Origin of the sequence: Oryzomonas sagensis (assembly GCF_008802355.1) — a bacterium.
Classification (GTDB): domain Bacteria; phylum Desulfobacterota; class Desulfuromonadia; order Geobacterales; family Pseudopelobacteraceae; genus Oryzomonas; species Oryzomonas sagensis.
On the sequence record NZ_VZRA01000001.1, the window covers coordinates 82,773 to 108,727 of the forward strand.

A 25,955-nucleotide genomic window follows, 5' to 3' on the forward strand; every position below is an offset into this window, starting at 1 on the left:
TGATGGTCGTTATGGTGTGCCTGCAGTACAGGTCTTTATATATCATGCCGTCCGCGCCATGACAAGTGGGAGGCGGGCCGGGCCGAAAGGGAGGAAACACGCGGCGGGGCGCGGGAAATAACGCTTGACAATCAACCGCTATTCCATTAACAATTTTTCGTTTCTGCAGGTGAAGAAGAATTGCCTGATTATCGGCTATTTATATCAACAGGAGGAATTGAGAGAATGGAACAGTATGCTGTGTACTTCGCCCTGGTCTGCGCCGTAGTGGCCGTCGCCTACGGACTGATTTCGGCACAGTGGATTCTGGGGCTGCCGCAGGGCAACGACCGGATGCGCCAGATCGCTGCCGCGATTCAGGAGGGCGCCGGCGCCTACATGAAACGCCAGTACACGATCATCGCCGTGGTGGGCGTGATCATGTTCGTCGCATTGTTCGCCACCCTGGGCGTCAAGACCGCCATCGGCTTCGCCATCGGCGCGCTCTTCTCCGGCCTTACCGGTTTCATCGGCATGTTCGTATCGGTCCGCGCCAACGTGCGCACCACCGAGGCGGCCAAAAGCGGCATCGTCAAGGCCCTCAACGTGGCCTTCAAGGGCGGCGCCATCACCGGCATGCTGGTGGTCGGCCTCGGCCTTCTGGGCGTGGCCGGCTACTACCTGGCCCTGCAGAAACTGATGCCGGGCGCACCGGTGAAGGAAGTGGTCAGCCAACTGGTCGGCCTCGGCTTCGGCGGTTCCCTGATCTCCATCTTCGCCCGTCTGGGCGGCGGCATCTTCACCAAGGGCGCCGACGTGGGCGCCGACCTTGTGGGCAAGGTCGAGGCCGGCATCCCCGAGGACGACCCCCGCAACCCGGCCGTCATCGCCGACAACGTGGGCGACAACGTGGGCGACTGCGCCGGCATGGCCGCCGACCTGTTCGAAACCTACGCCGTGACCCTGATCGCTGCCATGCTGCTGGGCGCCATCGCCTTCAACAGCAACCAGGGCGCGGTCAGCTACCCGCTGATCCTGGGCGGCATCTCCATCATCGCCTCGGTCATCGGCACCTTCTTCGTCAAGCTGGGCGCCAGCCAGAAGATCATGCCCGCCCTGTACAAGGGGCTGATCGTCTCCGGGGTCCTGGCCTGCATCGCTTTCTACTTCGTTACGGCCCGGATGTTCCCCCAGGGGCTCACCAATGACGCCGGGGCGACCTTCAGCACCATCAACATCTTCATCTCCGCCATCGTCGGCCTCGTCGTGACCGGCGCCATCTTCTGGATCACCGAGTACTATACCTCCACCGAATACGGCCCGGTCCGCCACATCGCCCAGGCCTCCACCACCGGCCACGGCACCAACGTCATCGCCGGCCTCGGCATCTCCATGAAAGCCACTGCCGCTCCGGTGATCGTCATCGCCGCCGGCATCATCGTTTCCTTCCAGTGCGCTGGGGTCTACGGCATCGCCATTGCGGCCGTGTCCATGCTCTCCCTGACCGGCATCGTCGTGGCCATGGACGCTTACGGCCCGATCACCGACAACGCCGGCGGCATCGCCGAGATGGCCGAATTGGACGACTCGGTCCGCGCCGTGACCGACCCCCTGGACGCGGTGGGCAACACCACCAAGGCCGTGACCAAGGGCTACGCCATCGGTTCCGCCGGCCTGGCCGCCGTTATCCTGTTCACCTCCTACGTGGATGAGTTGAAGTTTGCCGGCAAGGCCATCACCTTCGACCTGTCCGACCCCTACATCATCGTCGGCCTCTTCATCGGCGGCATGCTCCCCTACTACTTCGCCGCCCAGTGCATGGAAGCGGTCGGCAAGGCCGGCGGCGCCGTCGTCATCGAGGTTCGCCGCCAGTTCCGGGAGATCAAGGGGATCATGGAAGGCACCGGCAAGCCGGACTACGCCTCCTGCGTCGATATCGTCACCAAGACCGCCCTGAAGGAAATGGTCATCCCCGGCCTGATCCCGATCCTCGCCCCGGTCATCGTCGGCTTCACCCTCGGCCCCAAGGCCCTGGGGGGCGTGATCGTCGGCACCATCGTCACCGGCATCTTCGTGGCCATCTCCATGACCACCGGCGGCGGCGCCTGGGATAACGCCAAGAAATACATCGAGGACGGCCACCACGGCGGCAAGGGGGGCGACGCCCACAAGGCCGCCGTTACCGGCGACACCGTCGGCGACCCCTACAAGGATACCGCCGGCCCGGCCGTCAACCCGATGATCAAGATCATCAACATCGTTTCGCTTTTGATCGTGCCGTTGTTGGCCAAGTTCCTCGGCTAAGCGGGCCGGATTCTTGAGCAGGAAAAATGGAAGCGGCAGGGGAAACGATCCCCTGCCGCTTTTTTCATGCCATGCCAGCCCCCCTACTTCTTCAAGGGGTTCTGTTTCCAGTAGATGCCCAGCACCTCCCGCTCGTTGGCGTTCAGCTTGGCCCCCCGCTTCTCCATCTCCTGCTGGATCGTGGCCATATCCTTCCCTGACGACAGCGCGGCGTCGATCCGTTTGTCGCTGTGGCAGACCGTGCATCTCTTTTCGATGACAGCATGGGCCTTCTTGAAGTCGCCGCCGACCACATTGCCCAGATTTTTCCCTGTCGCGGAGCCGTCCTGGGCGGCCCACAGGGGCGCTGCGGCAACCACCGCAATGATAAGCACAAGCGCCTGGTTGATGTTCATTACCGTTCCTTTCCATGGGGAAGATGAAAGGGCCTGACGCCAGCCACGGCCGTCAGACCCCTGATGTATGGCATGATGAAACGGGTACGCCCTACTCCCTGACGTAGATGTCCTGGTCGCTCTCGTGCACCATGGCCATGATGTGGGCGTACTCGGACTCGATCAGGTCGTAGTGCCCCTGGGTTTCCTTGACCACCCGCTCGAAGACGCTCCTGACCCCGGGGTCCACCACGTCCCTGGCGAACTGGGAATATTGGCCGATGCACTCCTTCTCCTCGGCCAGGGCCAATTCCAGGGCCTTCTGCTCGACCATCTCCTCGTTGATGGCCTTCTCCAGCTTCATGTAGGTGGGGTTCTTCGTATCCACCGGCGAATTGATGTAGCTGGTCAGGTCGCCGAATTCCCCCCCCTTGTAATGGTCGAAGAACGCCTTGAGATGGCCGACCTCCTCGTTGGCCAACAGGTCGAACACCTTCCGGGCCCGCTCGTTCTTAGCCACCGAGGCGGCCCGGCGGTAGAAATCCATGCTATCCTTTTCAGCCTTGATCGCCAGCTTCAAGGCCTCCTGTAGCGAAAACTCTCTCCCCATGGTCCCCTCCTATGGCTAAGTTGTGTATACGAGTATAGCGGGGAAATGACAACGGTCAACCAGAAAAATTCAGGACGCGGGACGGGGTCAATTCCCCTGTTTCAGCAGTTCGTTGACAACCGCTCCGGCCATGGTCAGGCCGAAGATGGAGGGGATGAAGGAGATGCTGCCCAGGATCACGCGGCGGTTCTCGCAGCGGAACATCTGGTCCTCCCGATTAGGGCAGATGCATTCCGTGCCGCAGTGGGCGGCCTGGGGGTTGAGTTCGCGGTGCCCCTCGGTGGAGTAGACGACCTGCACCCCCTCGTGGATGCCGGCCTGGCGGAGTATCTTGCGCATGCTGCGGGCCATGCGGCAGTTGCGGGTGGCGGAGATGTCCGCCACCTGAATCTTGGTGGGGTCGAGCTTGTTGGCCGCCCCCATGCTGGAGATGACCGGAATCCCCTCGGCGCGGCAGATGGTGATCAGGGCGCTCTTGGCGGTGAAATGGTCGATGGCGTCCAGCACGTAGTCCGGGCGGGGCGTCAGCAGTTGCGCGGCGTTCTCCGCGGAGAAGAAGGCCTTGACCGGGACGATCTCCGCCTCCGGGTTGATGTCTTTAAGCCGCCCGGCCATGACCTCGACCTTGGACTGGCCCACCGTGCTGGAGAGGGCATGGATCTGGCGGTTGACGTTGGTCAGGCAGATGTCGTCGAAATCCACCAGGGTGATGGCGCCGACCCCGGCCCGGCCCAGGGCCTCGGCCGCATAACTGCCGACCCCGCCGATGCCGCAGATCATGACCCGCTTCCGGCGCAGGGTATCGAGCCCCTCGTGGCCGATCAGGAGTTCGGTGCGGGAAAATCGGTGGAGCGTCATGATTGCGCCTCCTGTCTGTCGAATCCGTCCAGGAGCTCCCGCGCCTGCCCGACGATGACCTCTTCGGAGATGTCGCAGACCGAGCAGTCGGTGGCGTCATGCTTGCGGAGATTGACCCGGGTGGAGGTCTTGATGACCCTGTTCCGGCCGGTGGGGTAAATGCAGACCGGCGTGGCCCCGAACAGGGTGATGGAGGGGACCCCGCTGGCCCAGGCGATATGGGTCGGCCCCGAATCCCCGCCGATGACGAGATCGCAGCGCCCCACCGTCGCCTTGAGCTGGTTCAGGTTCAAACGGGGTAATACCCGGACCTGGGGCGCACGTTCGGCGATCAGGGATGCGGTCAGGAATTCCTGCTGGTTGCCGTGGCAGATCATGATGTTTCCCGGCAACAGATTCGCGATACGCGCAAACTTTTCAGGCGGATAGTTCTTGTAGCTCGCACTGGTTTCGGGCACGAGCAGGATATTACGCTTGCGCGGAGCGAAATACTCATCCGTGGCCGCGCCGTCGCCCTCCCCCCAGAACAGGTACGGCTTGGGGGGGCACAATTCGTCAGGCCGGAAATCCAGGCCGAGGCTCTGGGCGGCCAGGGTCGTGTAGCGGCACACCGCCGGGAGATCCAGCGGAACCGGGACCGAGCGGTTATAGAACAGGCCGGCCAGCGGCTCTTTGCGCATCTGCCGGGCGAACCCGTACCGGACGCCGCCCAGGGAAGCGGCTATGACGGCGGACTTCAACATGCCGTGCAGGTCGATGACAACATCGAAATCGCCGCATGATGCGAGGCGGCGGTACTCGGCACGCACGGCGGACAAGGACTTCTTCCTCTTCAACTCTTTCAGGTCGACCCGGATGATCTGCTGGATATCGGGGTTATGATCGAGAATATCGGCAAAACGCCTCTCGGCCACCCAGGTAATATGGCACTCCGGCAGGCGGCTGCGCACGACCTGCAACGCCGCCATGGCGAGGATGATATCCCCCAGCGAGGTGAGCCTGACAAAAGCGATCTTCATCGCTGGTTGCGCGCCCGGTACAATTCCGGGTTCAAGGTCGGGTCGTTGTACATCTTGAATTGTTTGTAGAGCTTCATCCGCTTGTGGCCTGCCACATAATCGGCCAGCAACTGTTCAAGGGCGACGTACAGGTCATAGCGCTGGAGTTTCAGCACGGAGAGACGGTGGAGCGAGCGCTGCCGGTGGACGTCGTCGATGTCGCCGCGGCGGCTGTCCTCGTCCATGTGGTAGATCTTGAGCGACATGATGGAGATGCGGTCCACGATGCTGCCGGGGGTCTCGGAATTGATCCGGTCCGCGGCCTGTCCGGGAGCGGCAGCAGTAACCTCCGCCAGGATCGCCTCGTCCAGTTTTTCGATCAGATCGTTTCTCTGCTGGTTGAGCTTGTCGATGGCGCGCTTGACGACGGCAATGGCGCCGTCGTCCACATCGGTGCGGCGCGCCTTGTCTTCCTCGTGCCACAACAGATAGTTGCGGTAGGCCAGCTCCAGGGCGATGGGGCTGATGGGGATACCCAGCGCATCGTAGGTGGCGGGATCGGTGTGCCAATAGCTCAGATAGCGGTCAAAGGCATCTTCGAGCCCGTTCAGGTTCAGCTTGGTCAACATGGTGCATCCTTTCCATTCGGGTACTGTCCGATCAAATCCGTTACCGCGGCGAAGAGGGCATCAACGGTAATGCTGCGGCGGCACTCCCCATCCCGGTCGCAGGAGGTCCGGTAGCAGGCGGCGCACTCCATGGCGGCCTGAACCGTGCGGTGCCGTGCCCCGTGGGGGGCATAGGTGGCCGCGCTGGTCGCCCGGTAAAAGGAGACCGTGGGGGTGCCGACGGCGGCGGCCAGGTATACCGGGCCGGTGTCGCCGCCGATAACCAGGTCCACCCTCCTGAGCACCGGGATGAGTTCCCTGATGCGCAGCCAGGGGAGGAGGTGCACCGCCGGGCCGACTTCACCGGCGATCCGCTCCCCCAGGGCTTTCTCGTCGGGGCTGCCCCAGTTGATCAGGATGGTCGTCCCGGGATACCGGGCCGTGATCCGGCGCGCCAGCTCCGCCCATCCCTCGGGATACCACAACTTGGTGCTCCAGGTGGTGCCGACCTGGAAGAGGATGACCGGCCCGCCCGGCAAGCCCGCCCGGTAGCGTTCCGCGGCAGCCTCGTCCTCGGGTGCGGAGAAGATGGCGCCCGCCGGTTCCATGCCGCGGTAATCCCTGCCGAACAGGGCGCTGACCACTCGCAGGTAGCGGTCGGTAACGTTGCGGTCGCTGTCCCTAAACGGGATGCGGCGGGTGGTGAACAGGCAGTTGGCCTTTTCCTGCGCGACCTCCCTGGTGAAGCCGACCCGTTCGCGGGCGCCGGTGAGCCGGGCGATCAGGCCGCTCTTCAGGTTTCCCTGGATGTCGAAGACCAGATCGTAGCAGCGTTCCCGCAACGCCATGCGCAACGCCTTCAGGTCCTTGCGGGTCTCCGCGGAGAACGGGGCCTTGCGCCACTTCCTCGTCCTGACGACATGGATGTGCGACAGGGCGGGATTGTGCTCCAGCACCGGCAGGAACGGTTCTTCGACCACCCAGTCGATCTCGACCCCGGGAGACGCCCGGCGCAGGTAATCGATAACCGGCAGGGCGTGGATGACGTCGCCCAGGGCGGATGTTTTTATGATCAGAACGCGCATCGGTTATCCCGCCTTATACCCGGCGCCAACCTTCAATGCGCGCTTTCCGTTACGTTGCGACGCCATACCATTCATTTCTGCCGACTCGCCATGATGTGACCAGCGCCGGCGCTCCACGGGATCGGGCAGCAGGTCCACTTTACCTGTGCCGTATGAAAGCAACACACAATTTTCGCAACAACCGCACTCCGCCCGGCGCGTTGATGGTTCTGCCCGCTTCGGCACTCAACCCCTTGATTTCACGATAGGTGGCGCTTGGCGAGGGGTATCTCTCTATGCCTGCCTTTTCGGCGTACGACGCCATCAGGGTTTCGAGGGCAGCCCGGTAAGCCTTCTTTTTGCCTTTCGACCGTTTTTCTTCAAACGTGTTGTTTTTACTGTGCACGCGATAGTTGATACCCAATGCCGGAACATGGGTTTTGTTCTCGCCAAGTATTGAGGTCCCGAAAACAATCACATCATCGGCCCTTACCTTCCAGTTCCTTTCGTCACCGTACGGCAGCAGCTTATGAAAGAGTCCTCCTGAAATGGAGAGACACGATGTGGGGGCCCCGATCCAATAGTTTAAAAAAAGAGTTATGGACGAGGTTGTGCCTATCTCGATGGTTGGTACGTTCTCGATGAGGCTCGAAGCAAGCCTGGTATCATCCGCACCAAATCTTATGCTGTTGCAATAGGTAAAATCCCTGTTGCCTCTCTTCGTACAACGGCACCACAATTCCAGATAATCCTGTGGGTAGATATCGTCGGAATCGAGAAAAAAGACCTGCGCATCGGCCGGAATATGCTGTGCAGCACAATTAAAGGCGGAGAGCTGCCCGCCGTTTTCTTTTTCGATAATTATTACATTCTCTCTTTTGTAGCCGGCAAGCACGTGCCGTGAATTGTCCGTGGAACCGTCATCAACGACAATGATCAGGTCAAAAGGCTTTGACTGCCGGAGGACGGAATCCAGACACTCGCCAAGGTAGTCTCCGTAGTTAAAATTATTGATCAGGCAAATATTCATGCACAAAAACCCTCAGCGTCATCCATCCTTACGCCGTGAGACACTAGTCATCCGGCTGGACAAGCCTGGCGTAGTATTCGTACTTGCGCTGGATCTTGCCGTTTTTTACGAAACGACTCAGTATTCGGTACTTGTAATACTTCATACGAAGCCTGGCCCGGTCGAGGGCGGCCAGCCACGCCGTGTGGGGAGCGCCGTAGCATTTTTCGATATAGATGCGCCGACTCTGCTGAAACAGCTTGCCACCGGCGGCCGAGGTGGACTGCCCCCCCGTATGGACGATCGAAACCTGGGGCAGCACATAGCACGGCACCCCCTGCTCCCAGTACCGGTGCGCAAGCTCCGTGTCCTCGTAATAGAAGAAAAAATCCTCGTCGAACAGGGGGGCGGCGAAACAGGAGCGCCGCACCATGAAAAAAGCGCCCAATACGCCGGGGACCCTGAGGGGAACGCGAGCTTTCGCTACCCGCAACTTCCACAACTTGCTCTTGATCTTGCTGAGCGTCGGTGCATAGAGCAACAGGAGACCGGGGAAACTGAGAAAGCCTTGCATGCGGCCATCGCTTCCCAGGATAACCGGAGAAGCGACACCGGCCTCGGGGCGGCTCTCAAAAAACTCCCACAGAGCAACCAGCGCGTCCCGGTTGAGAATCAAATCGGTATTCATGACGCAGGCATAGCGGCTGGCAACGGCCGCCATCCCCCGGTTCATGCCGCGGCCATAGCCCAGGTTTTCGTTGGCCTGGATATAGACCAGGCCGTCACCCTGCGCCTGTTCGAGCATCTCGCGCGAACCATCGGTGGAAGAGTTGTCAACCACCACCAGGCAATGGCGGAACGGCAGCTCGCACGCCGCAAAGAACCGGATCAATTCCTCGACGAGAGCACGGGTGTTGTAGTTGACCGCTATAAAGGCGATGTCAACGGCCATGATCGGCACCATGCGTCTGTTGTATCTGCGCAGTGGACGGCGACAGCAACCGGGACGCCTCTTGGCAGACCTGGTCCGTCGTTATCGCCATCATGCAGGGATTCTCGACTACTCCGTAACAATCGGGCCTGAGGCAGGTCGGGTGGTCGCAGCCCGCTTGCAGGGTAACGATCCGGCCGCACCGGATCGGGCCGCGATAACCCGGGCGAACGAGCTTTGCCGACGGAGAATCGTTGTTCCAGGGATGCCAACGCCACAGTTCCGTGGGCCCGTAGAGCGCCACCACCGGCACGCCGGTTGATGCGGCAATGTGGGTAATTGCCGTATCGAGGCCGATATAGAGGCGGGCCCCCTGGAGCAGGCAGGCCATCTGGTTGAGGGACAGGCTGCCGGGTATCAATACGGGCTTTACGCTGCACTCTGCGGCGCTGTCCTGAAGCAATTGCGCCTCGGCTTCGTCGGGTGACGACGTCCAGACCGGTTGCAGGTGATGCTCCCGTGCCACATGATTGCTCACCTCGACAAAACGCTTTAGATCCCAATATTTATAGCCCCAGCGGGCAAAGGGATGGATGACGAAATAAGGGGGGGCGGGTTCGCCGCCCAGTGCGGCGGCAACGCGCTCCTCATCGCCCTTATCCCAAAAGAGCCTCACCCTGAGCAACGAGTAGGGTATGCCCAGCGCATCTGCGATCTGGCCGCACAGCCCAACCATGTGCATATCCGCGGCGCCGTCAAGGGGGTGGCTGAATAACCTGGAGCGAAGAAACCGCGAGTAGGGCTTGTCGGTCTGGCAAAAACCCACGCGGTAGCGCCTGCTGGCGACGAGGACCGCCATGGCCCCCCGGTCGCCCGAATTCATCGTTATGGCCAGGTCATACTTTCTGACGAGCCCTGGGAGATAGCTGCTGCCAAGGCCCGAGGCAGCATTTTTCCATTTCTCGGAATAGATGACCCTGCGGATCCGGGGGTCTTTCTCCAGAAATTCGCCCGTGCCGCGGTTGACGAGGACATCGATTGCAACGCCGGGAAAGGCAGCCATCAGGATGTCAACCAACGGCGTGGTGAGGACGACATCACCGATGAGGCGGGTATTGGCTATCAGTATGGTGCCGGGCGTATCTATCACGGTCTTCCTCTCTCCCGGTCGGCGAGGCCCTTGAATAGCTCCAGATACTGTTCGGTCGTGCTTTCGAGGGAATGGGCGGAAACGACATAGTCGTAGGCCCGCTCCGCTGTTTTGCGATATTCTTCCGGGTGCTCCAGAACCTTATCGATGCATTCCGCCATAGCGCCGCTATCCTTTATATTGCACAGGAGCCCTCGCCCGGCAACGATTTCCGCCAACCCCCCGGCGGCTGTTGACACGACCGGCACCTTATAGGCAAAGGCATCGAGCACGCTGCTGCCCAATCCCTCTTCTTCGGAACTCATGCAGAACACGTCCATGAGCAGAAAGACATCCTCAACCTCGGAAACGAATCCCATCAGATGATAGACATCGTTCAACCGGTACTCGTCGATCTTCTGCTGCACCGTGTTTCTGAGAGAACCATCGCCGAAATGCAAAAACACGAAGTCATCCCTCAGCCGGGAGAGTCCCCGTACCGCTTCAATCATGGTAAGAGGATCCTTGTGCTGCTCCAGGGCGGCAAAGGTTGCAACGATCTTTTTCCCCTTGGCGTCCACCTTGGCAACGATCTCCGCAGCCCGTCCGCTATCCAGGGCCCGCGGTACAACGACATCGGAGATAACGGTGATATTCGGTATGCCAAAATTCTCCAGTATGGTTTTTACCCAGTTGGAGATGGCAACAACATGATCGGTGCTGCGATACTTGATCTTCGTGAGTCTGCCCCGCGGCACGAAGTCGACCCGGCGCGTGTACACGATCGGTTTGCCGTGAAACGGTTTTGTCATGGCTGCCAGCGTCTGGGCTTTGGCCGTCTGGGCTTGTATGAGATCATAGGCTGCCGCGTTGGTCGCCAACCACCGAAGGCCGCCCAGGGTTCCGCCGATCTCGTGCACCGTTATCCCCAGCCCACGGGCTTTTTGCGACAGGGGGCACCCCTTTCGGCACAGCAGATCGACCTGAAGGCCTGCCTGTAGAAAGCCCATGATATTATAGAGGGTCTGACGTTCGCCCCCCCTCCAGCTCTTTTCGGTGTTTATGACCAATACGTGCATGCGCCGCCTTTTCATGCCGTGTCGAGTACCACAACAGATCAATCCTCTTCGTTGAGTTCCGACAGCATGATTATCTTGTAGAAAACGCCAATGGCGCCCGAAACGGCCACGAGCAACCCGGTACGGCCGTCAAGAAAGCCGCGCTTCAGGATATAGCTCTTCACAAATGCGGCCACCGTCCGGACGACGGCGCGCAACGCCCCGCCCTTCTTTCCCGCAACCTTCATCTGCCGGGCACCGGCGGTGGAGTAACTGTACATCTTCAGGATAAAATCTTCCGGCCTGTTATACGAAAAATGCTCCATGACACCGGCAAGCTTCTTGACGGCCCCAGTGACTTCGACGGATTCGTGTACCTGCCGGTCATTGAATCTTCCCGCATCCTTCCTGAATACCCGCAGCACTTCATCGGGCCACCAACCGGAGTGACGGACCCACTGTTGTTTATACATATTCTTGCGCCTGAAACTGAACCCCACGTAAGCACCATTGTTGTCGATGGCACCCCGTATCTCCTCCGCCAACTCAGGGGTGATGACCTCATCGGCGTCGATGGACAAGACCCACTCGTGAGTGGCTAACGAGAGGGCATAGTTTTTCTGGGGACCATACCCTGACCAGGGGTGATGAAAAAATCTCACACCCGGATAGGTGGTGCAGATCTCTTCGGTCCTGTCGGTGCTTCCGGAGTCAACGACGATGATCTCCGCAGCCCAGGACACACTCTGTAGGCACGGGGCAATGGTAGTCTCACCATTCAAAACGATGAGGATGACACTGATCTTGCATGGCGCCGTAACGGCGCGGTCAGCCAGACCTTGATGAACCATGAACAGACTCCTTGCCAGACCGGTTGCGCTGCCGCCAATCGTCAGGGGAACACGACGGGAGAACGAAACGATTCTATTTCATAAAGCCGAAGACGCGCTTAAGCCCATGAAAACGTGGCTTTGCCCGGTAGAAACTTTCGCAGAAACGATTGCCGCCGCTGTTTTCAGCCACCATCGCCAGAAAATACGCGGCTCGCTCTTTCGTCGTATGATACTTTACCAGATGCTCATGCCCGGCGGCCGCAATGGTCTCCACCAATGCGGGGTCGGAGAGCAGAAGATCCAGTTTTTCGTCGAATTCGTCAGGGGTCTTGAAAACCATGCAGTTTGTGCCGCTGGTGAAAGGATGCGGTATGGTAATGTCCAACTCCTGCGTGAGCAACAAGGTGCCGGCAGCGGGGATTTCCCAGTAGCGGGCACAATCGTATCCTGCGCCGACCACGTTTACCGCGATCCGGCTGCGGTAGAGGATATCCTGATATTTCGGTGTTTTTATCGGCCACCCCCTGGACTGTGACCGAATGTATGCGCACTCGCCGGTACTTCCGCAGAATATGGCTGCATCGTCTCTATTCAAGAGCCTCTGATAGATGGAATAGCGCATGGTGTTGTTGTTCAGATTGGCGGCAAATGAGGCTTTTATGTCGCGTTGCAGCCTGGGGTGGTCGAAATATCTCTTTTCCGCGGCAAACGGCAACGGATAGACCGGATCGGCATTTTTGTTGTTCCAGCATTTATTCAGCTCTCTTTTGAATACCGCCCTGAACTTCGCATAGGGGTAGACCTTGAATGCCTGGGAATCAGAACCGTCCACGAAGACCTTGTTGGGATTATCCATGTAATCCACCAGTCTGGTCCTTACCCCCTTATTAGAACAAACCACGATCAGATCGGCACGTTCCGCCTCTTTCAGGATCTTTCCGTTCGATGATCGTGCCGCGTAATTACTGCTCTCGGACGCGATGATCTCATGCCCGAGCTCCTGTAGCCCCTCCATCAAGGAGGCTGTCAAATAATCATAATAGGGGGATAGTATGCAAACGATCTTCATGCCAGCACCTTTTGACGGCGGCTTCCCGCAAGTCTCGGAAACCCCTGGTGGTAACCGTATTTATTATGAACAGGCAACAAGACGCCGCAACAAAGCACTTTCCCTCCATAACCAGAGGTAAAACGCCCTTTCCCGGCACTATCTCGTCAGGAGATCATGACTGCGGCGGTTGTTGTGCAACCGCCAGCGCCGCCGCAACCACATCGTCCGCAGTGACCGCCGTCATGCAGCGGTGGTCGGTCGGGCACTCCCGTAACTTGCAGGGGGCGCACGCCACGCCTTTGCGCACAATGGCCGCCTTGACCGTATAGGGCGCGGTGCCGGTATGGTCGGTGGGGCCGAAAATGGCCACCAGGGGCACATCGAAGGCAGCGGCAATATGCATGGGGCCGGAATCGTTGGTGACCATGAAATTGCTGCGTTTGATGAGCGCCATCAGTTCCCGCACCGTGGTCTTGCCGGCCATATTGAGGCAATCGCCGCCCAGGCGCCGCTCGATGTCGGCCGCAATGCCGGCCTCGTCGGGACTGCCGAAGATCACGATCCGCGCCTGCCACTCCGCGGCGAGGCGGCGGGCGACGTCGGCAAACCGGTCCGGGTACCACCGTTTGGCCGAACCATAGGTAGCGCCGGGATTGACGGCGAGCACGCATGTTCCCGCCGGTATGCCCCCCTTGGCCAGCAGGGCCTCGGCAGCGGCGTCTTCCGCCGGTGTGGTGCATAGGCGCGGCAGCACATCCACGCCCGTAATGCCGAAATGGCGCACCAGATTGCGGTAGTACTGGACCTCGTGACGGTGGGGCGGCGTCTCGTCCTGGGAATAACGGCCGGTCAGCAGCAGACTGCGGCCATCGCTGCTCTTTCCCAGCCTGACCGGTATGCCCGCCAGCCAGGGTACCAGGGCGGAATCGAAGGAGTTGGGCAGGATGATCGCCATGTCGAATGACTGTTTTCTCAGTTCGGATGCCAGCCTGAGTCTGCCCCGCAGCCCCTGATGGGCCCCCTTGCGGTCGAAGACCATGACCTTGTCCACCCAGTCGTGGGGCGAAAAGACCTCCGCCACCGGGGGATTCGCCAGCAGGGTGATCTCGGCCTGGGGGTAGTGCTCCCGAATCAAGCCGAGGGCCGGCGTCGTCATAACCGCATCCCCGATCCAGTTGACCGCGCGGATCAGTATCCGGCGAACCTTATGGCGATCCGGGAGCATCATCGATCATCCTTTCCGGTATCCCCAGGCGTTACCGTTTCGGCCTCGTCCGCCAGCAGGACCGGGATACCCTCGCGGATCGGAAACTTCACCCCGCAGGAGCGGCACAGCATGTACCGGCCATCGCCCGACAGCGAGAGTTCCTCCGTGCAGATGGGGCAGGCAAGTATGGATTGCAGATGTTCGGGCAGCATGCGTGTATCCCGTAATATAAACTATTTATTTTGACACAGGAGCGGTTATTTTTGAAGCAAATTGTTCAGGAGACCCGTCAGGATGGTGGGGTCGTCAAGGGCAAACTCAAGCCGGGCGAGCAGGACCTTCCGGGCAAACTCCGGTGCAAGGCGGCGCAATTTTACCCCGTCCTTTTCCGTCGTCACGGCGTACTCGGCGCCGCAGCCCCGAAAGGCATCCCCCAATCCGGCCAGTTGGGCGGGGGTATAGGCGGCGTGGTCGGGAAGCGGGATGGCGTGAACCACATCCAGCCCCAGGGTGCGAAGTTCCTCAAAAAAGGGGTCCGGCTCCCCGATGCCGGCAAAGGCCATGATTTTCTTGCCCCGCAGGGCGTCAAAGGAGACACGGGGCCCACCAGACAGGGGAACGGCCACACCCAAGCGATGGCGGGCCGAACATGCAGGTTTCCCCGCCAGAGGCGCGGGGGAAAAACCCAGGGGGCAACGGGTATGGATAATCAGGTCGGCGCGTTGCACGGCGCTTATCGGCTCCCGCAACAGACCGGCCGGCAGGGTCCAACCGTTGCCGAAGGGGCAGGCGCAATCCACAAGCAGGACGTTCAGGTCGCGCTGGAGACGCAGGTGCTGAAAACCGTCATCCAGCAGAAACACATCGGGGGAGAGCTTTTCCATGGCCAGCATGCCGGCGCTGTACCGATCGGCGCCCATCACCACCATCAGGCCGGGCACCGTGGCGGCCAGCAGGTACGGTTCGTCGCCGCACTGCCCGGCATCCAGACGGATAGTATCCCCATCGGCAACAATGGCCGTCTGCCCCTCCATGGTGCCGCCATAGCCGCGCGACAGGACCACCACCTTCATGCCGCGGGCGAGGAGAAACCGGGCGATGAAAGCCGTGGCAGGTGTTTTGCCGGTGCCCCCCACGGTGATGTTGCCCACCGAGATCACCGGCCGGGGCAGGCATTTTGCCGTCAGGATACGTTTTTGGTACAGGGTGCTGCGGATGGTCTGGATGCAGGCATAGAGCAGGGCAACTGGAGACAGGGCAAGGACCAGCAGGCGTCCGGCAAGCCCCTTTCGTGTTCCCGTGGCGACGCTGCGCCAGTATGTGGAAGAGGAGGTCAAATCCATCCCGATGGACTCCTCCCCGTCGCCGTTTGAGCCGCGGCGGGGAGAAGACGATCCAACTATTTTATCCTTCGTATCGTATAATTCTGGGAATCCGTCACATAGAGGCCGATGCCGTCCGTGGTGATGCCCATGGGGGCACAAAAATACGCACCAAGCGCGGAGACGGTCCCGGTATCAAATCCGAACGTATCCTGGGTGCCGGCTATCCTCGTGACTTCACCAGAGAAGCCGCTTGAGGTGAGAACTATCCTGAATACCACCTGGCCGCGCCCCGGGGCGTTGTAGATATCCCGTCCCCAATCGGTCACATACAGGTAGGTGCCGTCCGTGGTGATGCCGTTCGGCCCGTTGAAGAGCGCACGATCCCCCGACGCGACACTCACGGCGCTGTTCGTGCCGTAAGTGCCGATGGTCCCCGCTATCCGCGTCACCAGGCCGGTGGCGATGGAGACCTTGCGGATGGTGTAGTTGTAGAAGTCCGTCACATACAGGTTGGTCCCGTCCGTGGTGATGCGCAGGGGGGTGTTGAAGCGCGCGGAGGTTCCCTTGCCGTCGGTTGAGTCCGTCGAGCCGGTAGCACCGAGGGAACCGGCCAATGTTGTGACCTGGGGCGTGCCGCCGTCAGGCACCAGGGTGATCTTGCGGACTGTCTGGTTATCCACGACATACAGGTTCGTTCCGTCGGTTGTGATCCCGATGGGAGCGCCGAAACGCGCTGCGCCGATTGTGGTGCTGTTCGTTGTTGTACCGTTTGTTGTCGTGGTCGTTGTGGTATTTCCCGTGCCGTCAATCGCCCCGGAAGTCCCGCTGCTGCCGGCCAAAACCGAGACGGTTCCGGTATAGCGGCCTGAGGAGTCAACGGTAAGTGCGATCTTATCGATCGTGTAATTCGAGGTATCGGTCACATACAGATTTTTCCCGTCACTGGTTATCCCTGCGGGATTGTTGAATACTATGTCAGCAGGTGTGGCGGCCGCGGTCCGCAGCGTCCTGACGCTGGTGGCTGCGCCGCTCGCATCGAGCGTTACGATGTGGATGCGGTTGCTGTAGTTGTCCAACACAAAGAATGTTTTCCCGTCGATGGTGGTGATGCCGATAGGCAGCCCCATATTCACCGGGGGGATTCTTGCGGCGGTATAATCGGAAAATGTGGGCACAGTTTTTACCCTGTCCCCCACGGCGGCAATCCCCACGACCGTAGAGACATTGGAGAAGGTCGCCGGGAGCGTGTTGTTCTGGACCGCTCCTCCCATCAAGCCGTATCTTGCGGCATTGGATGATGTATAGGCACCAAAGGTTGTTTTTGGCGAATCCAGGTACATTCTGCAATTTTGCTTGCTATCGACATCATAGACCAGCCAGTAATCCACCGTCGAATTAGTGGCATCCGTGTGCACTTTTTGGATGGCCGTAATTGTTTTGACGGGTGTGGATGAATCAACATTAAACGTGACCGTGCTGCCTGTCGTAGATAGAGCCCACGTCCCGACCCTTGTGGTAGTATCCGATGGATTGTAGTTCCAATCATACCTCGTGACGCCCGAATAGGTATGGAATGTGGTATATGGTGCACCTTTGGGCGATGTGACGTAGAACGTATTCGGGTAAACATCCTTAGCGGTAAACACATCGGTAGTGCTGGCAATAGTGCTTGCGGACGTGGAGCCGCCGCACCCGGAAATGAACAGTGAGAGCAATAACGCCGCTGTCAGCCACATACTTTTCTGCATAAAATAATACCTCATCCGATCGTTTGTCATTATCGCAAGTTTGTTATTATACGTCATTCAACAACATTATTTAACCAAAAACAGTGTGTATTCATCTCAAAAAACTGTGATCACAATTAAATCATAATTCTGATCGAGTAACGGCACCTGTACCAAGGCTTGCACACATGCAAACCCCGGTTTTCACAGATAGCTGGCAATGACCGCCATGTGCCGCTCGGTGGCCCCGCCGTTCTCCCGCACCATGGCCAGCCCGTTCGCGCTCAATTCCCGGCGCTGGGCAGTATCTTCGAGCAGGCGGCAACAGGCCGGGGCCAGACCGGCGGCGTCTTCGACCCGAACCCCGGCCCGGTATTTCAGGACCAGCGCCATAATCTCACGGAAATTGGTCATGTGGGGGCCGAAGATGAACGGTATCCCCAGGGAGGCCGGTTCCAGCAGGTTGTGACCGCCGGTCGGCACGAGGCTCCCCCCCACAAAGGCCAGGTCCGACAGGGCGTAGATGTCCATCAATTCTCCCACCGTGTCCACCAGCAGCACAGAGCCGTCGGAAAAGAGCGAGGTCGCATCCGCGGCCAGGGCCGTGCGCCGCAGGAACGGCAGCCCGGCCTTTTCCAGAAGCCCGGCGACCTGGACGGCCCGTTCGGGATGGCGCGGCACCAGGACCAGCATGAGCCGGCTGTGGGTCGCCAGGAGTTCCCGAAAGGCGGCCAGGACCGGTTCCTCCTCGCCGGGATGGGTGCTGGCGGCCGCGATGACGATCATCCCTTCGGGAATCGCGTAACGCTTCCGCAGGGCCGCCCGCTCATCGGGGGACACGTGACGGCAGGGGATATCGTACTTCAGGTTGCCCGTCGCCAGCGCCCGCTCCGCCGGGGCACCGATGGCGACGATCCGCTCCCGGTCGGCGGCGGTCTGCATGCAGAGCGCGGAGCAGAACTCCAGGGCGTGGCGGAAGAACCAGGCAAACTTCAGATAGCGGCCGTAGGAGCGGTCCGAGATACGGCCGTTGGCCAGAATCACCGGTATGCCGCGACGGGCCGCCTCCCGGTTGAAGTTGGGCCAGATCTCGGTTTCCATGATGATGACCAGCGTCGGCTTGACGGCGTCCAGGGTGCGGCGCACGGCTGGCAGGAAATCGAAGGGGAAGTAGATGCACAGGTCTTTTTCGGGGAAGCCGGAGGTCACCCCGCGGCCGGTTTCGGTAGTGTTGGACACCACGATGGCATGCCCGGGGTAGCGTTGGCGCAGCGCCTTGAGCAATGGCCGGGCGGCAACGGATTCGCCCACCGACACGGCGTGCAGCCAGATCACCGGGCGGTTGGCGATGGTGGCGAGCCGCGACCGGGGTATGTGTCCGAAACGCTCGCCCAGCGCGGCGGGCCGACTGCGGCTGATGGAGCGATACAGGTGGTAGATGAGTACCGGCACGAGCAGCACAAGGGCGAGTATGTTGTAGACCGCGTAGAACATAGGAGGACTCAAACCCCGCCATCGGGAGCAGGCTCCCGGTCAAGCCCCATCAGGTAGTAGAGCGCCACGGCCGTGAGGTGGACGATGCCCCAGGCCCACAGGACATCGCTGACAAAGTGCCCCCCCTGGCTGATGCGGGCCACCCCCATCACGATGCCGTACAGCATGCCGAGGACGAATACCCGCCGGGCGACCCGCGGAGAGCGGCGGCGCAGGACAAAAAACGGCATGGCCAGATAGAAGGCCGATGCGCCGTGCCCGGAAGGAAACGACTTGCCGTTGCCCGAGGCGCCCCTTTCCCAGGGGTTGTGGAAGGCCCGGTTGCCTCCAAACTGAGTCACCTCCCGGGGCCGGGGACGGCCCCAGCCATCCTTGAATACGGTGTTGACCAACAGGCCGGGGCCCAGCATCAGCAGAATAACCATGAAGGCGGCGCCTTTTCTGAAAGGCGTCAGGGGCGGCTTGATCAGACCTGCCACATAGAGTGCCAATGCGGCCCCGCCCAGAATATAGGCGGGATAATATCCATAGAGGTACAGGAAGTGCCACGGCTGGGCGTCCCCCACGGGCCAGGCGCCGTTGATATAAAAAAACTGCGCCGCCTTGAGATCGACCCCGGTGACGGCGATGAGTGCCGTTGCCGCCACCAGCACCACAAGCGGCACTCCGAAATCAAGAAGCTTGGTGTTCAGCATGACGGCTCCCCGGCCCGTTTCCAGCGGCGATGCACCCAATACCAGTCAGCCGGATGGGCGATGGCGAAGTTTTCCACATAGCGCGACAAGGCCTGGACATCCCGCCGGATGCCCTCGTCCGACGTGTCGCTGCCCAGTTCGTATTCAGGATAGAAGGTGATGACGCTCTTTGCGCCTTCACGATGGATGAAGGCCGGGACCAGCGGTGCCCCGGTTTTCCGGCCGATGATGACCTGTGCCTTGGTGGCCCAGGCTTTTCTGCCGAGGACATCGATCAGCGCCCCGTCTTCGGGAAAGACTGCCTGGTCCCCCAGGATACCAATGATGCCGTCCTTTTTCAGCACGCCGAGCATCTGCCGCAGGCCGCCATCCTTGTAGATGACCTTGTTGTTGTAATGCAGCCGCATGGTTTCCACCATGGCATTGAGGGACGGGTTGTTCTGGCGGCGCGCCACGACCGACATGGAGGTGCCGAACGTGCGGGAGAACGCCAGGGCCAGCAATTCCCAGTTGCCGCAATGGCCGGTGACGAAGATGATCCCTTTGTGGCGCTCCCGGGCCCGCTCGTAGTGCTCGCGCCCCCTGATCTCGACGCCGTCGATGATGGCGTCCCCCTTGCCGTGGTACAGCCGGCAGGTCTCAAGCAGCGAAATTCCCAGATGCCCGAACAATTCGCGGGCAATCTCCTCGGGGGTTTCCAGGGGGCAGGTCCAGTCGGGGTGCTGCTTCATGAAAGGGAGGGCTTGGCGGATATTGTCGACGGCGATGCGCCGTCGCTTGCGCAGCAGCAGGGCCATGAGGCCGCCGACCGCCTTTCCGGCGGGGAAGATGAGGCCCGCGGGGAGAACTGCCCCGACCAGGGTGAGCAGATAGAACAGGGCCGTTTGGGCGGACCAAAGGACGCGTTTCATGACTCGGCGCTGGGGTCGTCACCGGTGGTGCGGTCGCTGAATTGCAGGGCGTGCAGCCGGCTATAGAGACTGCTGTTCTTCAACAGGTCTTCATGGGAGCCGCGTTCCACGATATGTCCCTTTTCCAGGACGATGATGGTATCGGCATGCAGTATGGTGGAGAGGCGGTGGGCAATGACAAAGGTGGTGCGGTTGACCATCAGATTATCCAGAGCCTTTTGCACCATCTGCTCGCTCTCCGTGTCCAGGGCGCTGGTGGCCTCGTCCAGTATCAGGACCGGCGCATTCTTGAGCAGCGCCCGTGCGATGCAGATCCGCTGGCGTTGTCCGCCGGACAGGCGCAGTCCCCGGTCGCCGATGTTGGTGTCGTAGCCATCGGGCAACTGTTCGATGAATTCATGGGCAAAGGCGGCCCTGGCGGCCTCCACCACCTCTTCCAGAGAGGCACCCGGTTTCCCGTAGCGGATATTATCGGCAATACTTTCGTTGAACAGGGTCGTCTCCTGGTCCACCAGGGCGATCTGGGAGACGAGCGATGCAACGGTCACGTCGCGAATATCACGGCCGTCGATGAGGATGGCGCCTTCGCTTACGTCATAGAAGCGGGGGATCAGGGATGCCAGGGTCGACTTCCCGCCGCCCGAGGGGCCCACCAGAGCGATCATCCGGTTGCTTTCGGCGGTGAGGGAAACGTCCTGGAGGATCGGTTCGGCACCGTAACTGAAGGAGACGTTGCGAAACTCCACCCGGCCGGAGGAACGGCCGATATCCGCCGCGCCCGGGCGGTCGACGATGGTCCGGCGCTCGTCCAAGAGATTGAAGACGCGTTCCGCCGCGCCGGCTGAGCGTTGGACCACGTTATAGGACCCCTGGAGCTTTTTGATCGGGGTGAATACCATGACCATGGCGGCAATGAACGAGAAAAATTCCGAAGCGGTCATGTGCCCCGACATGACCTGGCTGCCGCCGAAGTAGATCACGCCGGCCACCCCCAGGGAGATGATGGATTCGGAAACCGGCATGGCCAGGGATTCGTATTTTATGAACCGGCGGATTTGATGAAAATACTCCAGGTTGGTCGCGCGGAAACGGCTGACTATCTGATTTTCCAGACCAAAGGCCTTGATGACCTTGACCCCGGAAAAGGTTTCCTGAAGGGTGGCCGTCAATCCCCCCATGACGTTGAGGCTGCGACTGGAGGCGTTCTTTATTTTTTTGCCGATCAACTGGGCGGGATAGGCCGTGGCCGGGATGACCACGAAGGAGATGATGGCCAATTCCCAGTTGCGGTAAAAGATGACCCCCAGAAGCGACACGGCAGAGATCGTATCGCGGAACAGCCCGCTGACGACCTGGCCGATCCCTTCCTGCATCTGAGAGATATCGTTGGTCATGCGCGACATCAATTCGCCGGTGGCCGTGCGGTTGTAAAAGGCCATATCCTGGCGGATCGTGCTGGCATACAGGGTATTGCGGATATCCTGGATCGCCTTCTGGCCGGCCAGCTTGATGGCAGTATCGTAGGTAAAGCGGGCAACCCCGCGAACCAGGAACAGGGCGATGATCCCGACCGGCACCAGCAGGAAGATGCCGGTGTCCTTGCCGGCGAAGATTTTCTTCAAGACCGGCTCCACCAGGTAGGCGAAGGCGCCGTCCATCCCCCCCACGACTGCCGAGCAGAGCGCCGAGATGAGCAACAGCCCCCAATAGGGCTTGAAAAAACTGAGGGTGCGTAACAGGGTTGGTTTCATTGATCTTCCATTGTTGCCAGTATCAGTCGCGCCACATTTGCGGATGCGCCGCCGCCGCCCAGCCTCTCCCGGATGGCTGCCAGCTTCTCCCTTATTGTCCCGGCATAGCCCGCATCCGTCAGGATCGAGCCGATCTCGTCCGCGATCATGGCCGGGTTGGCCTCGTGCTGAATGAGTTCCCGAACCACGATTTCCCCGGCGACAATGTTGCAGAGGCCGATTTTATCAACCTTCACCAGGCGTTTCGCCAGTTGGTAGGTGAGGGGCGAGAGCTTGTAGATGATCACCATGGGGGTGCCCACCAGGGCTATTTCCAGAGTGACTGTGCCGGAAACGGAGATGACGGCGTCGCAGGCCCGGATCAGGTCATGAATTCGCTCGCGGCTGATGGTGACCTCAAGGCCGGCCGCCGTAAGTTGCGGTACTATGTCAGCATCGCGCAGCGTAGAGGCCAGGGGAAGTACAAACTGAATATCGGGGAAGCGCCTCTTCAGCAAGACGGCAGCTCCGGTGATTACCGGCAGGAGACGTTCGATCTCGTTCCGGCGGCTGCCGGGGAAGAGCCCGACGATCCTGCGCCCGGGGTCGAGCCCGAAACTTGCGGCTGCATCGTCCCGCTCCCCACGGACCTTGACCAGGTCGGTCATGGGATGCCCCACGAAAGAAACCGGGATGCCGGCCCGTTCGTAAAACGGGGCTTCAAAGGGGAGGATCACCGCCATGTGATCCACCAGCCGCGCCATTTTTTTTACCCGTCCCTGGCGCCAGGCCCATATCTGCGGGCTGATGTAGTAGAGTACCTTGACGCCGGCCTTGCGGGCCGCCTTGGCCAGGCGCAGGTTGAATCCGGGGTAATCGATCAGAATCAGCAGGTCGGGCCGGTCGGTGGACAGGGCCTTTTTCAGTTTGAGGAAGGCGCCCGAGATGACGTCGAAATGCTTGAGCACCTCCACCAGCCCCACCACGGCCATATCGGCAGAATCCACCAGGGTCTCGACCCCCGCCTCGCGCATGCGCGCTCCACCGATGCCGAAAAAGTGCAGGGACGGATCCAGCTTGAGCGCTTCCCGGGCCAGGTCGGCACCGTAAATGTCACCGGAGGCCTCGCCCGCCACGATCATGATATTCCGCCGTGCCGTAGCTGGAGTAATGTCGGACATCAGGCGCACATCCCTTCAACAACAGAGGGAACACAGAGACACAAATTATCCAACCAGTACCTCTTTGACGGTTTCCGCTACCAAGCGCACCGATGCGTCGGGTATTTCGGGATACACGGGGAGCGACATGCAGTTGGCGGCGACCTTTTCGGCCACCGGCAGGCTCAGACCTGCGCAGGCCTGGGCAAAGACGTCCTGTTTGTGGAGCGGAATGGGGTAATAGACGGCCGAGGCGATCTGCCGTTCGGAGAGTTTGGCCATGACGGCGTCGCGCCGGTCGGTAAGGATCGTGTATTGGTGATAGACGTGCCGTCCCTTGCCATCCTCGTGGGGAACGGTCGCCACGTCGGCCAGCAAGGAGGAATAAAGCTGCGCAACGCGGCGGCGGCCGGTGTTGAATTCGTCGATCCGCTTGAGCTTCACCCGCAGAATGGCGGCCTGGATGTCGTCGAGGCGGCTGTTGAAACCGATCATGCTGTGGTGGTAGCGGACCCGGCTGCCGTGGTTACGCAGCACCTTGACCTGTTCGGCCAACTCGGCCGTGGCACAGGTGACCATGCCGCCGTCGCCGTAGCATCCCAGATTTTTGCTGGGGAAGAAGCTGAAACAGCCCAAGAGCCCCATGGTACCGGTCATGCGGCCATCGACCGCGGCGCCGAAGGACTGGGCGCAATCTTCGATCAGGAGCAGGTTGTGTTTTTTACAGATGGCCGTAAAGGCAGCCATGTCGGCCGGCTGGCCGAAGAGGTGCACCGGGATGATCGCTTTGGTGCGGGGGGTGATGGCCTTTTCGACCATGGCCGGATCGAGGTTGAAGGTTTGGGGATCGATGTCCGCGAAGACCGGGGTGGCCCCGGCGTAGCAGACGGCCTCGGCCGTGGCGATAAAGGTGAACGGAGAGGTGATGACCTCATCCCCGGGGCCGATGCCGGCCGCCAGGATCGCCAGGTGCAGGGCGTCGGTGCCCGATGCGCAGGTGACGGCATGGGGGGCGCCCAGGTATGCCGCAGCCTCCTGTTCCAGCGCGGTCACGTTGGGGCCCAGAATGAACTGGGTGCTCTCCAAAGCGGCGAGAACCGCCGTATCGATCTCCGCTTTCAGTGTGTGATATTGCGTTTTGAGGTCTACCATCGGTATCATGGGTGTGTCCTTTTCAGGCTAACGTTGATTTTGAGTGCCGTTTCCAGCGCCATTTTCCCTTCCCTGCCGCTCACCTGGGGCTGTTTTCCTTCCCTGATGGCCTCGATGAACGATTCAATCTCGTTTTTGAGCGCATCGGCCTGCCCCAGTTCCCGCTCGACGACCTTAACATTGGGGATGCCAGGAAACAACTCGCCGCTCCCCTTCTGGGCCACCAGCAGCTTGCGGTTCTGAAAGTCCAGGGTGATGTAGGCATCGCGCTGGAATATGCGCATCTTGCGTTCGCTCTTCAGGCTGATACGGCTGGCGGTAACGTTGGCGACGCAGCCGTTTTTGAAAACGATCCGGGCGTTGGCGATGTCCTCCTCGCCGGTAAAGACCGGCGCACCAATGGCATCGATGTGCTCAACCGGGGACCCGACGATGTGCTGGATGATGTCGATGTCGTGGATCATCAGGTCCAGGACCACGTTCACGTCCGTCCCCCGCGGCTTGAAGGGGGCGATGCGCACCGACTCGATGAAGAGCGGTTCATGGAGGATGTCACCCAACGCCACCAGGACCGGGTTGAAACGTTCCAGGTGGCCGACCTGGAAGACCAGTTTGCGCGACTCGGCGAGGGCGATCAACTCGTCGGCCTCGGCCGTGGTGACGGTGATCGGCTTCTCGATCAGCACGTGGACCCCGGCTGCCAGGAAATCACGGGCTACGGTGTGGTGATACTGGGTTGGCACCACCACACTGACCGCATCCACCTTGCCGATCAGGGCATGATGATCGCTGTAGGCGGTCGTCCCCAGCGCCGCTGCAATCTCGGCCGCCCGCTTCGGATCGCTGTCCACCACGCCGACCAGTTCCACATCGGGGATGGCGGCGTACTTCTGGGCATGGAAGTTACCCAGGTAGCCCACGCCTATGACGGCCGTCCTCAAGGCGCTCATCCGCGGCAGATCCCCCGTTCGGAGCGTTCGATGAAGGCCAGCAGGTAGTCAACCTCCGGGCATTCCTTGACCTCGGCCCTGATGCGGCTGATGGCGTCGGGGAGTTTCAGACCGGCCATGAACAGGGTTTTGTAGGCCTTTTTCAGGCTGCCGATCGCCTCGTCCGAGAACCCGCGCCGTTTCAGGCCGATCAGGTTCAGCCCCCGCAGCTTGGCGTCGCGTTTGCCCGAGGTGGCGATCATGTACGGCGGGATGTCCAGGCCGACCAGGGTGCCGCCGCCGATCATGACGTGGGCGCCGACCGTGACGAATTGATGTATCGCCACCAAGCCGCCCAGGATGACGTGGTCCTCCACCGTGACATGCCCGGCCAGGGTTGCCACGTTGGCCATGACCACGTTGTTGCCGATGCGGCAGTCGTGGGCCACATGGGAGTAGGCCATGAAGAGGTTGCCGTTTCCGACCACGGTCTCGCCGTGGCCGGAGACCGTGCCGCGGTGGATCGTGGCGAATTCCCGGATCATGTTGTTGTCGCCGATGCGGGTCCAGGTCTCTTCACCCCGGTATTTCAGGTCCTGCGGGGGGGCGCCGACCGAGGTCTGGTGGAAGATCTGGTTGTTTTCGCCGATCTCCGTCCAGTCGCCGATCACGGCATGGGCGCCGATCTTGGTGCCCTTGCCGATGGTTACCTGTTTGCCGATGATCGCATAGGGGCCTATCTCGACGTCGGACGCCAGCTGTGCGCTCGGTTCGATTATTGCGCTTGAGTGTATCATTGGAACTCTCCCCGGTTTACTA

25 protein-coding genes are annotated in these 25,955 nt (G+C 60.6%); 1 reads left to right on the forward strand and 24 read right to left on the reverse strand.

What is annotated here, in order from left to right:
• Positions 1-225 precede the first annotated feature (225 nt).
• Positions 226-2,283 carry a sodium-translocating pyrophosphatase gene (locus tag F6V30_RS00340; RefSeq protein ID WP_151154559.1) on the forward strand — a complete coding sequence of 686 codons (2,058 nt, stop codon included), beginning with the start codon at positions 226-228 and terminating at the stop codon, positions 2,281-2,283.
• Positions 2,284-2,366: 83 nt separating this feature from the next.
• Here the strand turns inward: F6V30_RS00340 and F6V30_RS00345 are convergent, their stop codons facing one another.
• The 24 genes from F6V30_RS00345 to lpxA form a co-directional block, all read right to left on the reverse strand.
• Entirely contained in the window at positions 2,367-2,678 is a 312-nt protein-coding gene (locus F6V30_RS00345; RefSeq protein ID WP_151154560.1) for a cytochrome C, read from the reverse strand.
• Between the two features lie 91 nt (positions 2,679-2,769).
• Positions 2,770-3,267, reverse strand: coding sequence for a ferritin family protein (locus F6V30_RS00350; protein ID WP_151154561.1), 498 nt, complete (start codon positions 3,265-3,267; stop codon positions 2,770-2,772).
• A gap of 87 nt (positions 3,268-3,354) precedes the next feature.
• On the reverse strand, positions 3,355-4,128 hold the full coding sequence (locus F6V30_RS00355) for a tRNA threonylcarbamoyladenosine dehydratase (RefSeq protein WP_151154562.1): 774 nt from the start codon (positions 4,126-4,128) through the stop codon (positions 3,355-3,357).
• The gene (gene waaC / locus F6V30_RS00360; RefSeq protein ID WP_151154563.1) at positions 4,122-5,144 is read right to left on the reverse strand and encodes a lipopolysaccharide heptosyltransferase I; all 1,023 of its coding nucleotides are present in this window, start codon (positions 5,142-5,144) and stop codon (positions 4,122-4,124) included. The genes F6V30_RS00355 and waaC (F6V30_RS00360) overlap by 7 nt, the downstream gene beginning before the upstream one ends.
• Positions 5,141-5,752 carry a DUF4254 domain-containing protein gene (locus F6V30_RS00365; RefSeq protein WP_151154564.1) on the reverse strand — a complete coding sequence of 204 codons (612 nt, stop codon included), beginning with the start codon at positions 5,750-5,752 and terminating at the stop codon, positions 5,141-5,143. The genes waaC (F6V30_RS00360) and F6V30_RS00365 overlap by 4 nt, the downstream gene beginning before the upstream one ends.
• Positions 5,746-6,816, reverse strand: coding sequence for a lipopolysaccharide heptosyltransferase I (gene waaC / locus F6V30_RS00370; RefSeq protein ID WP_151154565.1), 1,071 nt, complete (start codon positions 6,814-6,816; stop codon positions 5,746-5,748). The genes F6V30_RS00365 and waaC (F6V30_RS00370) overlap by 7 nt, the downstream gene beginning before the upstream one ends.
• A 139-nt stretch (positions 6,817-6,955) precedes the next feature.
• Complete coding sequence (locus tag F6V30_RS00375) at positions 6,956-7,825, reverse strand: glycosyltransferase family 2 protein (RefSeq protein WP_151154566.1); 870 nt, start codon at positions 7,823-7,825, stop codon at positions 6,956-6,958.
• Between the two features lie 43 nt (positions 7,826-7,868).
• Positions 7,869-8,756, reverse strand: a complete 888-nt coding sequence (locus F6V30_RS00380) for a glycosyltransferase family 2 protein (RefSeq protein ID WP_191965533.1) — start codon at positions 8,754-8,756, stop codon at positions 7,869-7,871.
• Entirely contained in the window at positions 8,746-9,885 is a 1,140-nt protein-coding gene (locus F6V30_RS00385) for a glycosyltransferase family 9 protein (protein ID WP_151154568.1), read from the reverse strand. Before F6V30_RS00385 ends, F6V30_RS00380 begins: the two co-directional genes overlap by 11 nt.
• Positions 9,882-10,943, reverse strand: a complete 1,062-nt coding sequence (locus F6V30_RS00390; RefSeq protein WP_191965534.1) for a glycosyltransferase family 4 protein — start codon at positions 10,941-10,943, stop codon at positions 9,882-9,884. Before F6V30_RS00390 ends, F6V30_RS00385 begins: the two co-directional genes overlap by 4 nt.
• A gap of 38 nt (positions 10,944-10,981) precedes the next feature.
• A complete protein-coding gene (locus tag F6V30_RS00395; RefSeq protein WP_151154570.1) occupies positions 10,982-11,773 on the reverse strand; it encodes a glycosyltransferase family 2 protein in 792 nt (263 codons plus the stop codon).
• A gap of 73 nt (positions 11,774-11,846) precedes the next feature.
• Complete coding sequence (locus tag F6V30_RS00400; RefSeq protein WP_151154571.1) at positions 11,847-12,824, reverse strand: glycosyltransferase family protein; 978 nt, start codon at positions 12,822-12,824, stop codon at positions 11,847-11,849.
• Positions 12,825-12,978: 154 nt separating this feature from the next.
• Entirely contained in the window at positions 12,979-14,034 is a 1,056-nt protein-coding gene (waaF, locus tag F6V30_RS00405) for a lipopolysaccharide heptosyltransferase II (RefSeq protein ID WP_246163110.1), read from the reverse strand.
• Positions 14,031-14,225, reverse strand: a complete 195-nt coding sequence (locus F6V30_RS00410; protein ID WP_151154572.1) for a Trm112 family protein — start codon at positions 14,223-14,225, stop codon at positions 14,031-14,033. The genes waaF and F6V30_RS00410 overlap by 4 nt, the downstream gene beginning before the upstream one ends.
• 45 nt (positions 14,226-14,270) lie before the next feature.
• Positions 14,271-15,356 (reverse strand): tetraacyldisaccharide 4'-kinase, encoded by a 1,086-nt coding sequence (gene lpxK, locus F6V30_RS00415; RefSeq protein ID WP_151154573.1) that lies wholly within the window; start codon positions 15,354-15,356, stop codon positions 14,271-14,273.
• Between the two features lie 56 nt (positions 15,357-15,412).
• The gene (locus F6V30_RS00420; protein WP_151154574.1) at positions 15,413-16,609 is read right to left on the reverse strand and encodes an NHL repeat-containing protein; all 1,197 of its coding nucleotides are present in this window, start codon (positions 16,607-16,609) and stop codon (positions 15,413-15,415) included.
• 660 nt (positions 16,610-17,269) lie between these two features.
• Complete coding sequence (locus F6V30_RS00425) at positions 17,270-18,559, reverse strand: 3-deoxy-D-manno-octulosonic acid transferase (RefSeq protein ID WP_151154575.1); 1,290 nt, start codon at positions 18,557-18,559, stop codon at positions 17,270-17,272.
• Positions 18,560-18,567: 8 nt separating this feature from the next.
• On the reverse strand, positions 18,568-19,254 hold the full coding sequence (locus F6V30_RS00430; protein ID WP_151154576.1) for a phosphatase PAP2 family protein: 687 nt from the start codon (positions 19,252-19,254) through the stop codon (positions 18,568-18,570).
• Positions 19,248-20,165, reverse strand: a complete 918-nt coding sequence (locus F6V30_RS00435; protein ID WP_151154577.1) for a lysophospholipid acyltransferase family protein — start codon at positions 20,163-20,165, stop codon at positions 19,248-19,250. Before F6V30_RS00435 ends, F6V30_RS00430 begins: the two co-directional genes overlap by 7 nt.
• Positions 20,162-21,916, reverse strand: coding sequence for an ABC transporter ATP-binding protein (locus tag F6V30_RS00440; protein WP_151154578.1), 1,755 nt, complete (start codon positions 21,914-21,916; stop codon positions 20,162-20,164). The genes F6V30_RS00435 and F6V30_RS00440 overlap by 4 nt, the downstream gene beginning before the upstream one ends.
• Complete coding sequence (gene lpxB / locus F6V30_RS00445; protein ID WP_191965608.1) at positions 21,913-23,067, reverse strand: lipid-A-disaccharide synthase; 1,155 nt, start codon at positions 23,065-23,067, stop codon at positions 21,913-21,915. Before lpxB ends, F6V30_RS00440 begins: the two co-directional genes overlap by 4 nt.
• Positions 23,068-23,121: 54 nt before the next feature.
• A complete protein-coding gene (locus tag F6V30_RS00450) occupies positions 23,122-24,216 on the reverse strand; it encodes a DegT/DnrJ/EryC1/StrS family aminotransferase (protein ID WP_151154579.1) in 1,095 nt (364 codons plus the stop codon).
• Complete coding sequence (locus F6V30_RS00455) at positions 24,213-25,157, reverse strand: Gfo/Idh/MocA family protein (RefSeq protein ID WP_151154580.1); 945 nt, start codon at positions 25,155-25,157, stop codon at positions 24,213-24,215. Before F6V30_RS00455 ends, F6V30_RS00450 begins: the two co-directional genes overlap by 4 nt.
• Entirely contained in the window at positions 25,154-25,933 is a 780-nt protein-coding gene (lpxA, locus tag F6V30_RS00460) for an acyl-ACP--UDP-N-acetylglucosamine O-acyltransferase (protein WP_151154581.1), read from the reverse strand. Before lpxA ends, F6V30_RS00455 begins: the two co-directional genes overlap by 4 nt.
• Positions 25,934-25,955 lie beyond the last annotated feature (22 nt).

Coding starts and splice junctions, on each gene's coding strand:
- F6V30_RS00340 (WP_151154559.1), top strand. CDS start 226: ATGGAACAGTATGCTGTGTACTTCGCCCTGGTCTGCGCCGTAGTGGCC.
- F6V30_RS00345 (WP_151154560.1), bottom strand. CDS start 2,678: ATGAACATCAACCAGGCGCTTGTGCTTATCATTGCGGTGGTTGCCGCA.
- F6V30_RS00350 (WP_151154561.1), bottom strand. CDS start 3,267: ATGGGGAGAGAGTTTTCGCTACAGGAGGCCTTGAAGCTGGCGATCAAG.
- waaC (WP_151154563.1), bottom strand. CDS start 5,144: ATGAAGATCGCTTTTGTCAGGCTCACCTCGCTGGGGGATATCATCCTC.
- F6V30_RS00365 (WP_151154564.1), bottom strand. CDS start 5,752: ATGTTGACCAAGCTGAACCTGAACGGGCTCGAAGATGCCTTTGACCGC.
- waaC (WP_151154565.1), bottom strand. CDS start 6,816: ATGCGCGTTCTGATCATAAAAACATCCGCCCTGGGCGACGTCATCCAC.
- F6V30_RS00375 (WP_151154566.1), bottom strand. CDS start 7,825: ATGAATATTTGCCTGATCAATAATTTTAACTACGGAGACTACCTTGGC.
- F6V30_RS00380 (WP_191965533.1), bottom strand. CDS start 8,756: ATGGCCGTTGACATCGCCTTTATAGCGGTCAACTACAACACCCGTGCT.
- F6V30_RS00390 (WP_191965534.1), bottom strand. CDS start 10,943: ATGCACGTATTGGTCATAAACACCGAAAAGAGCTGGAGGGGGGGCGAA.
- F6V30_RS00395 (WP_151154570.1), bottom strand. CDS start 11,773: ATGGTTCATCAAGGTCTGGCTGACCGCGCCGTTACGGCGCCATGCAAG.
- F6V30_RS00400 (WP_151154571.1), bottom strand. CDS start 12,824: ATGAAGATCGTTTGCATACTATCCCCCTATTATGATTATTTGACAGCC.
- waaF (WP_246163110.1), bottom strand. CDS start 14,034: ATGATGCTCCCGGATCGCCATAAGGTTCGCCGGATACTGATCCGCGCG.
- F6V30_RS00410 (WP_151154572.1), bottom strand. CDS start 14,225: ATGCTGCCCGAACATCTGCAATCCATACTTGCCTGCCCCATCTGCACG.
- lpxK (WP_151154573.1), bottom strand. CDS start 15,356: ATGGATTTGACCTCCTCTTCCACATACTGGCGCAGCGTCGCCACGGGA.
- F6V30_RS00420 (WP_151154574.1), bottom strand. CDS start 16,609: ATGGGAGGAGCGGTCCAGAACAACACGCTCCCGGCGACCTTCTCCAAT.
- F6V30_RS00425 (WP_151154575.1), bottom strand. CDS start 18,559: ATGTTCTACGCGGTCTACAACATACTCGCCCTTGTGCTGCTCGTGCCG.
- F6V30_RS00430 (WP_151154576.1), bottom strand. CDS start 19,254: ATGCTGAACACCAAGCTTCTTGATTTCGGAGTGCCGCTTGTGGTGCTG.
- F6V30_RS00435 (WP_151154577.1), bottom strand. CDS start 20,165: ATGAAACGCGTCCTTTGGTCCGCCCAAACGGCCCTGTTCTATCTGCTC.
- F6V30_RS00440 (WP_151154578.1), bottom strand. CDS start 21,916: ATGAAACCAACCCTGTTACGCACCCTCAGTTTTTTCAAGCCCTATTGG.
- F6V30_RS00450 (WP_151154579.1), bottom strand. CDS start 24,216: ATGATACCGATGGTAGACCTCAAAACGCAATATCACACACTGAAAGCG.
- F6V30_RS00455 (WP_151154580.1), bottom strand. CDS start 25,157: ATGAGCGCCTTGAGGACGGCCGTCATAGGCGTGGGCTACCTGGGTAAC.
- lpxA (WP_151154581.1), bottom strand. CDS start 25,933: ATGATACACTCAAGCGCAATAATCGAACCGAGCGCACAGCTGGCGTCC.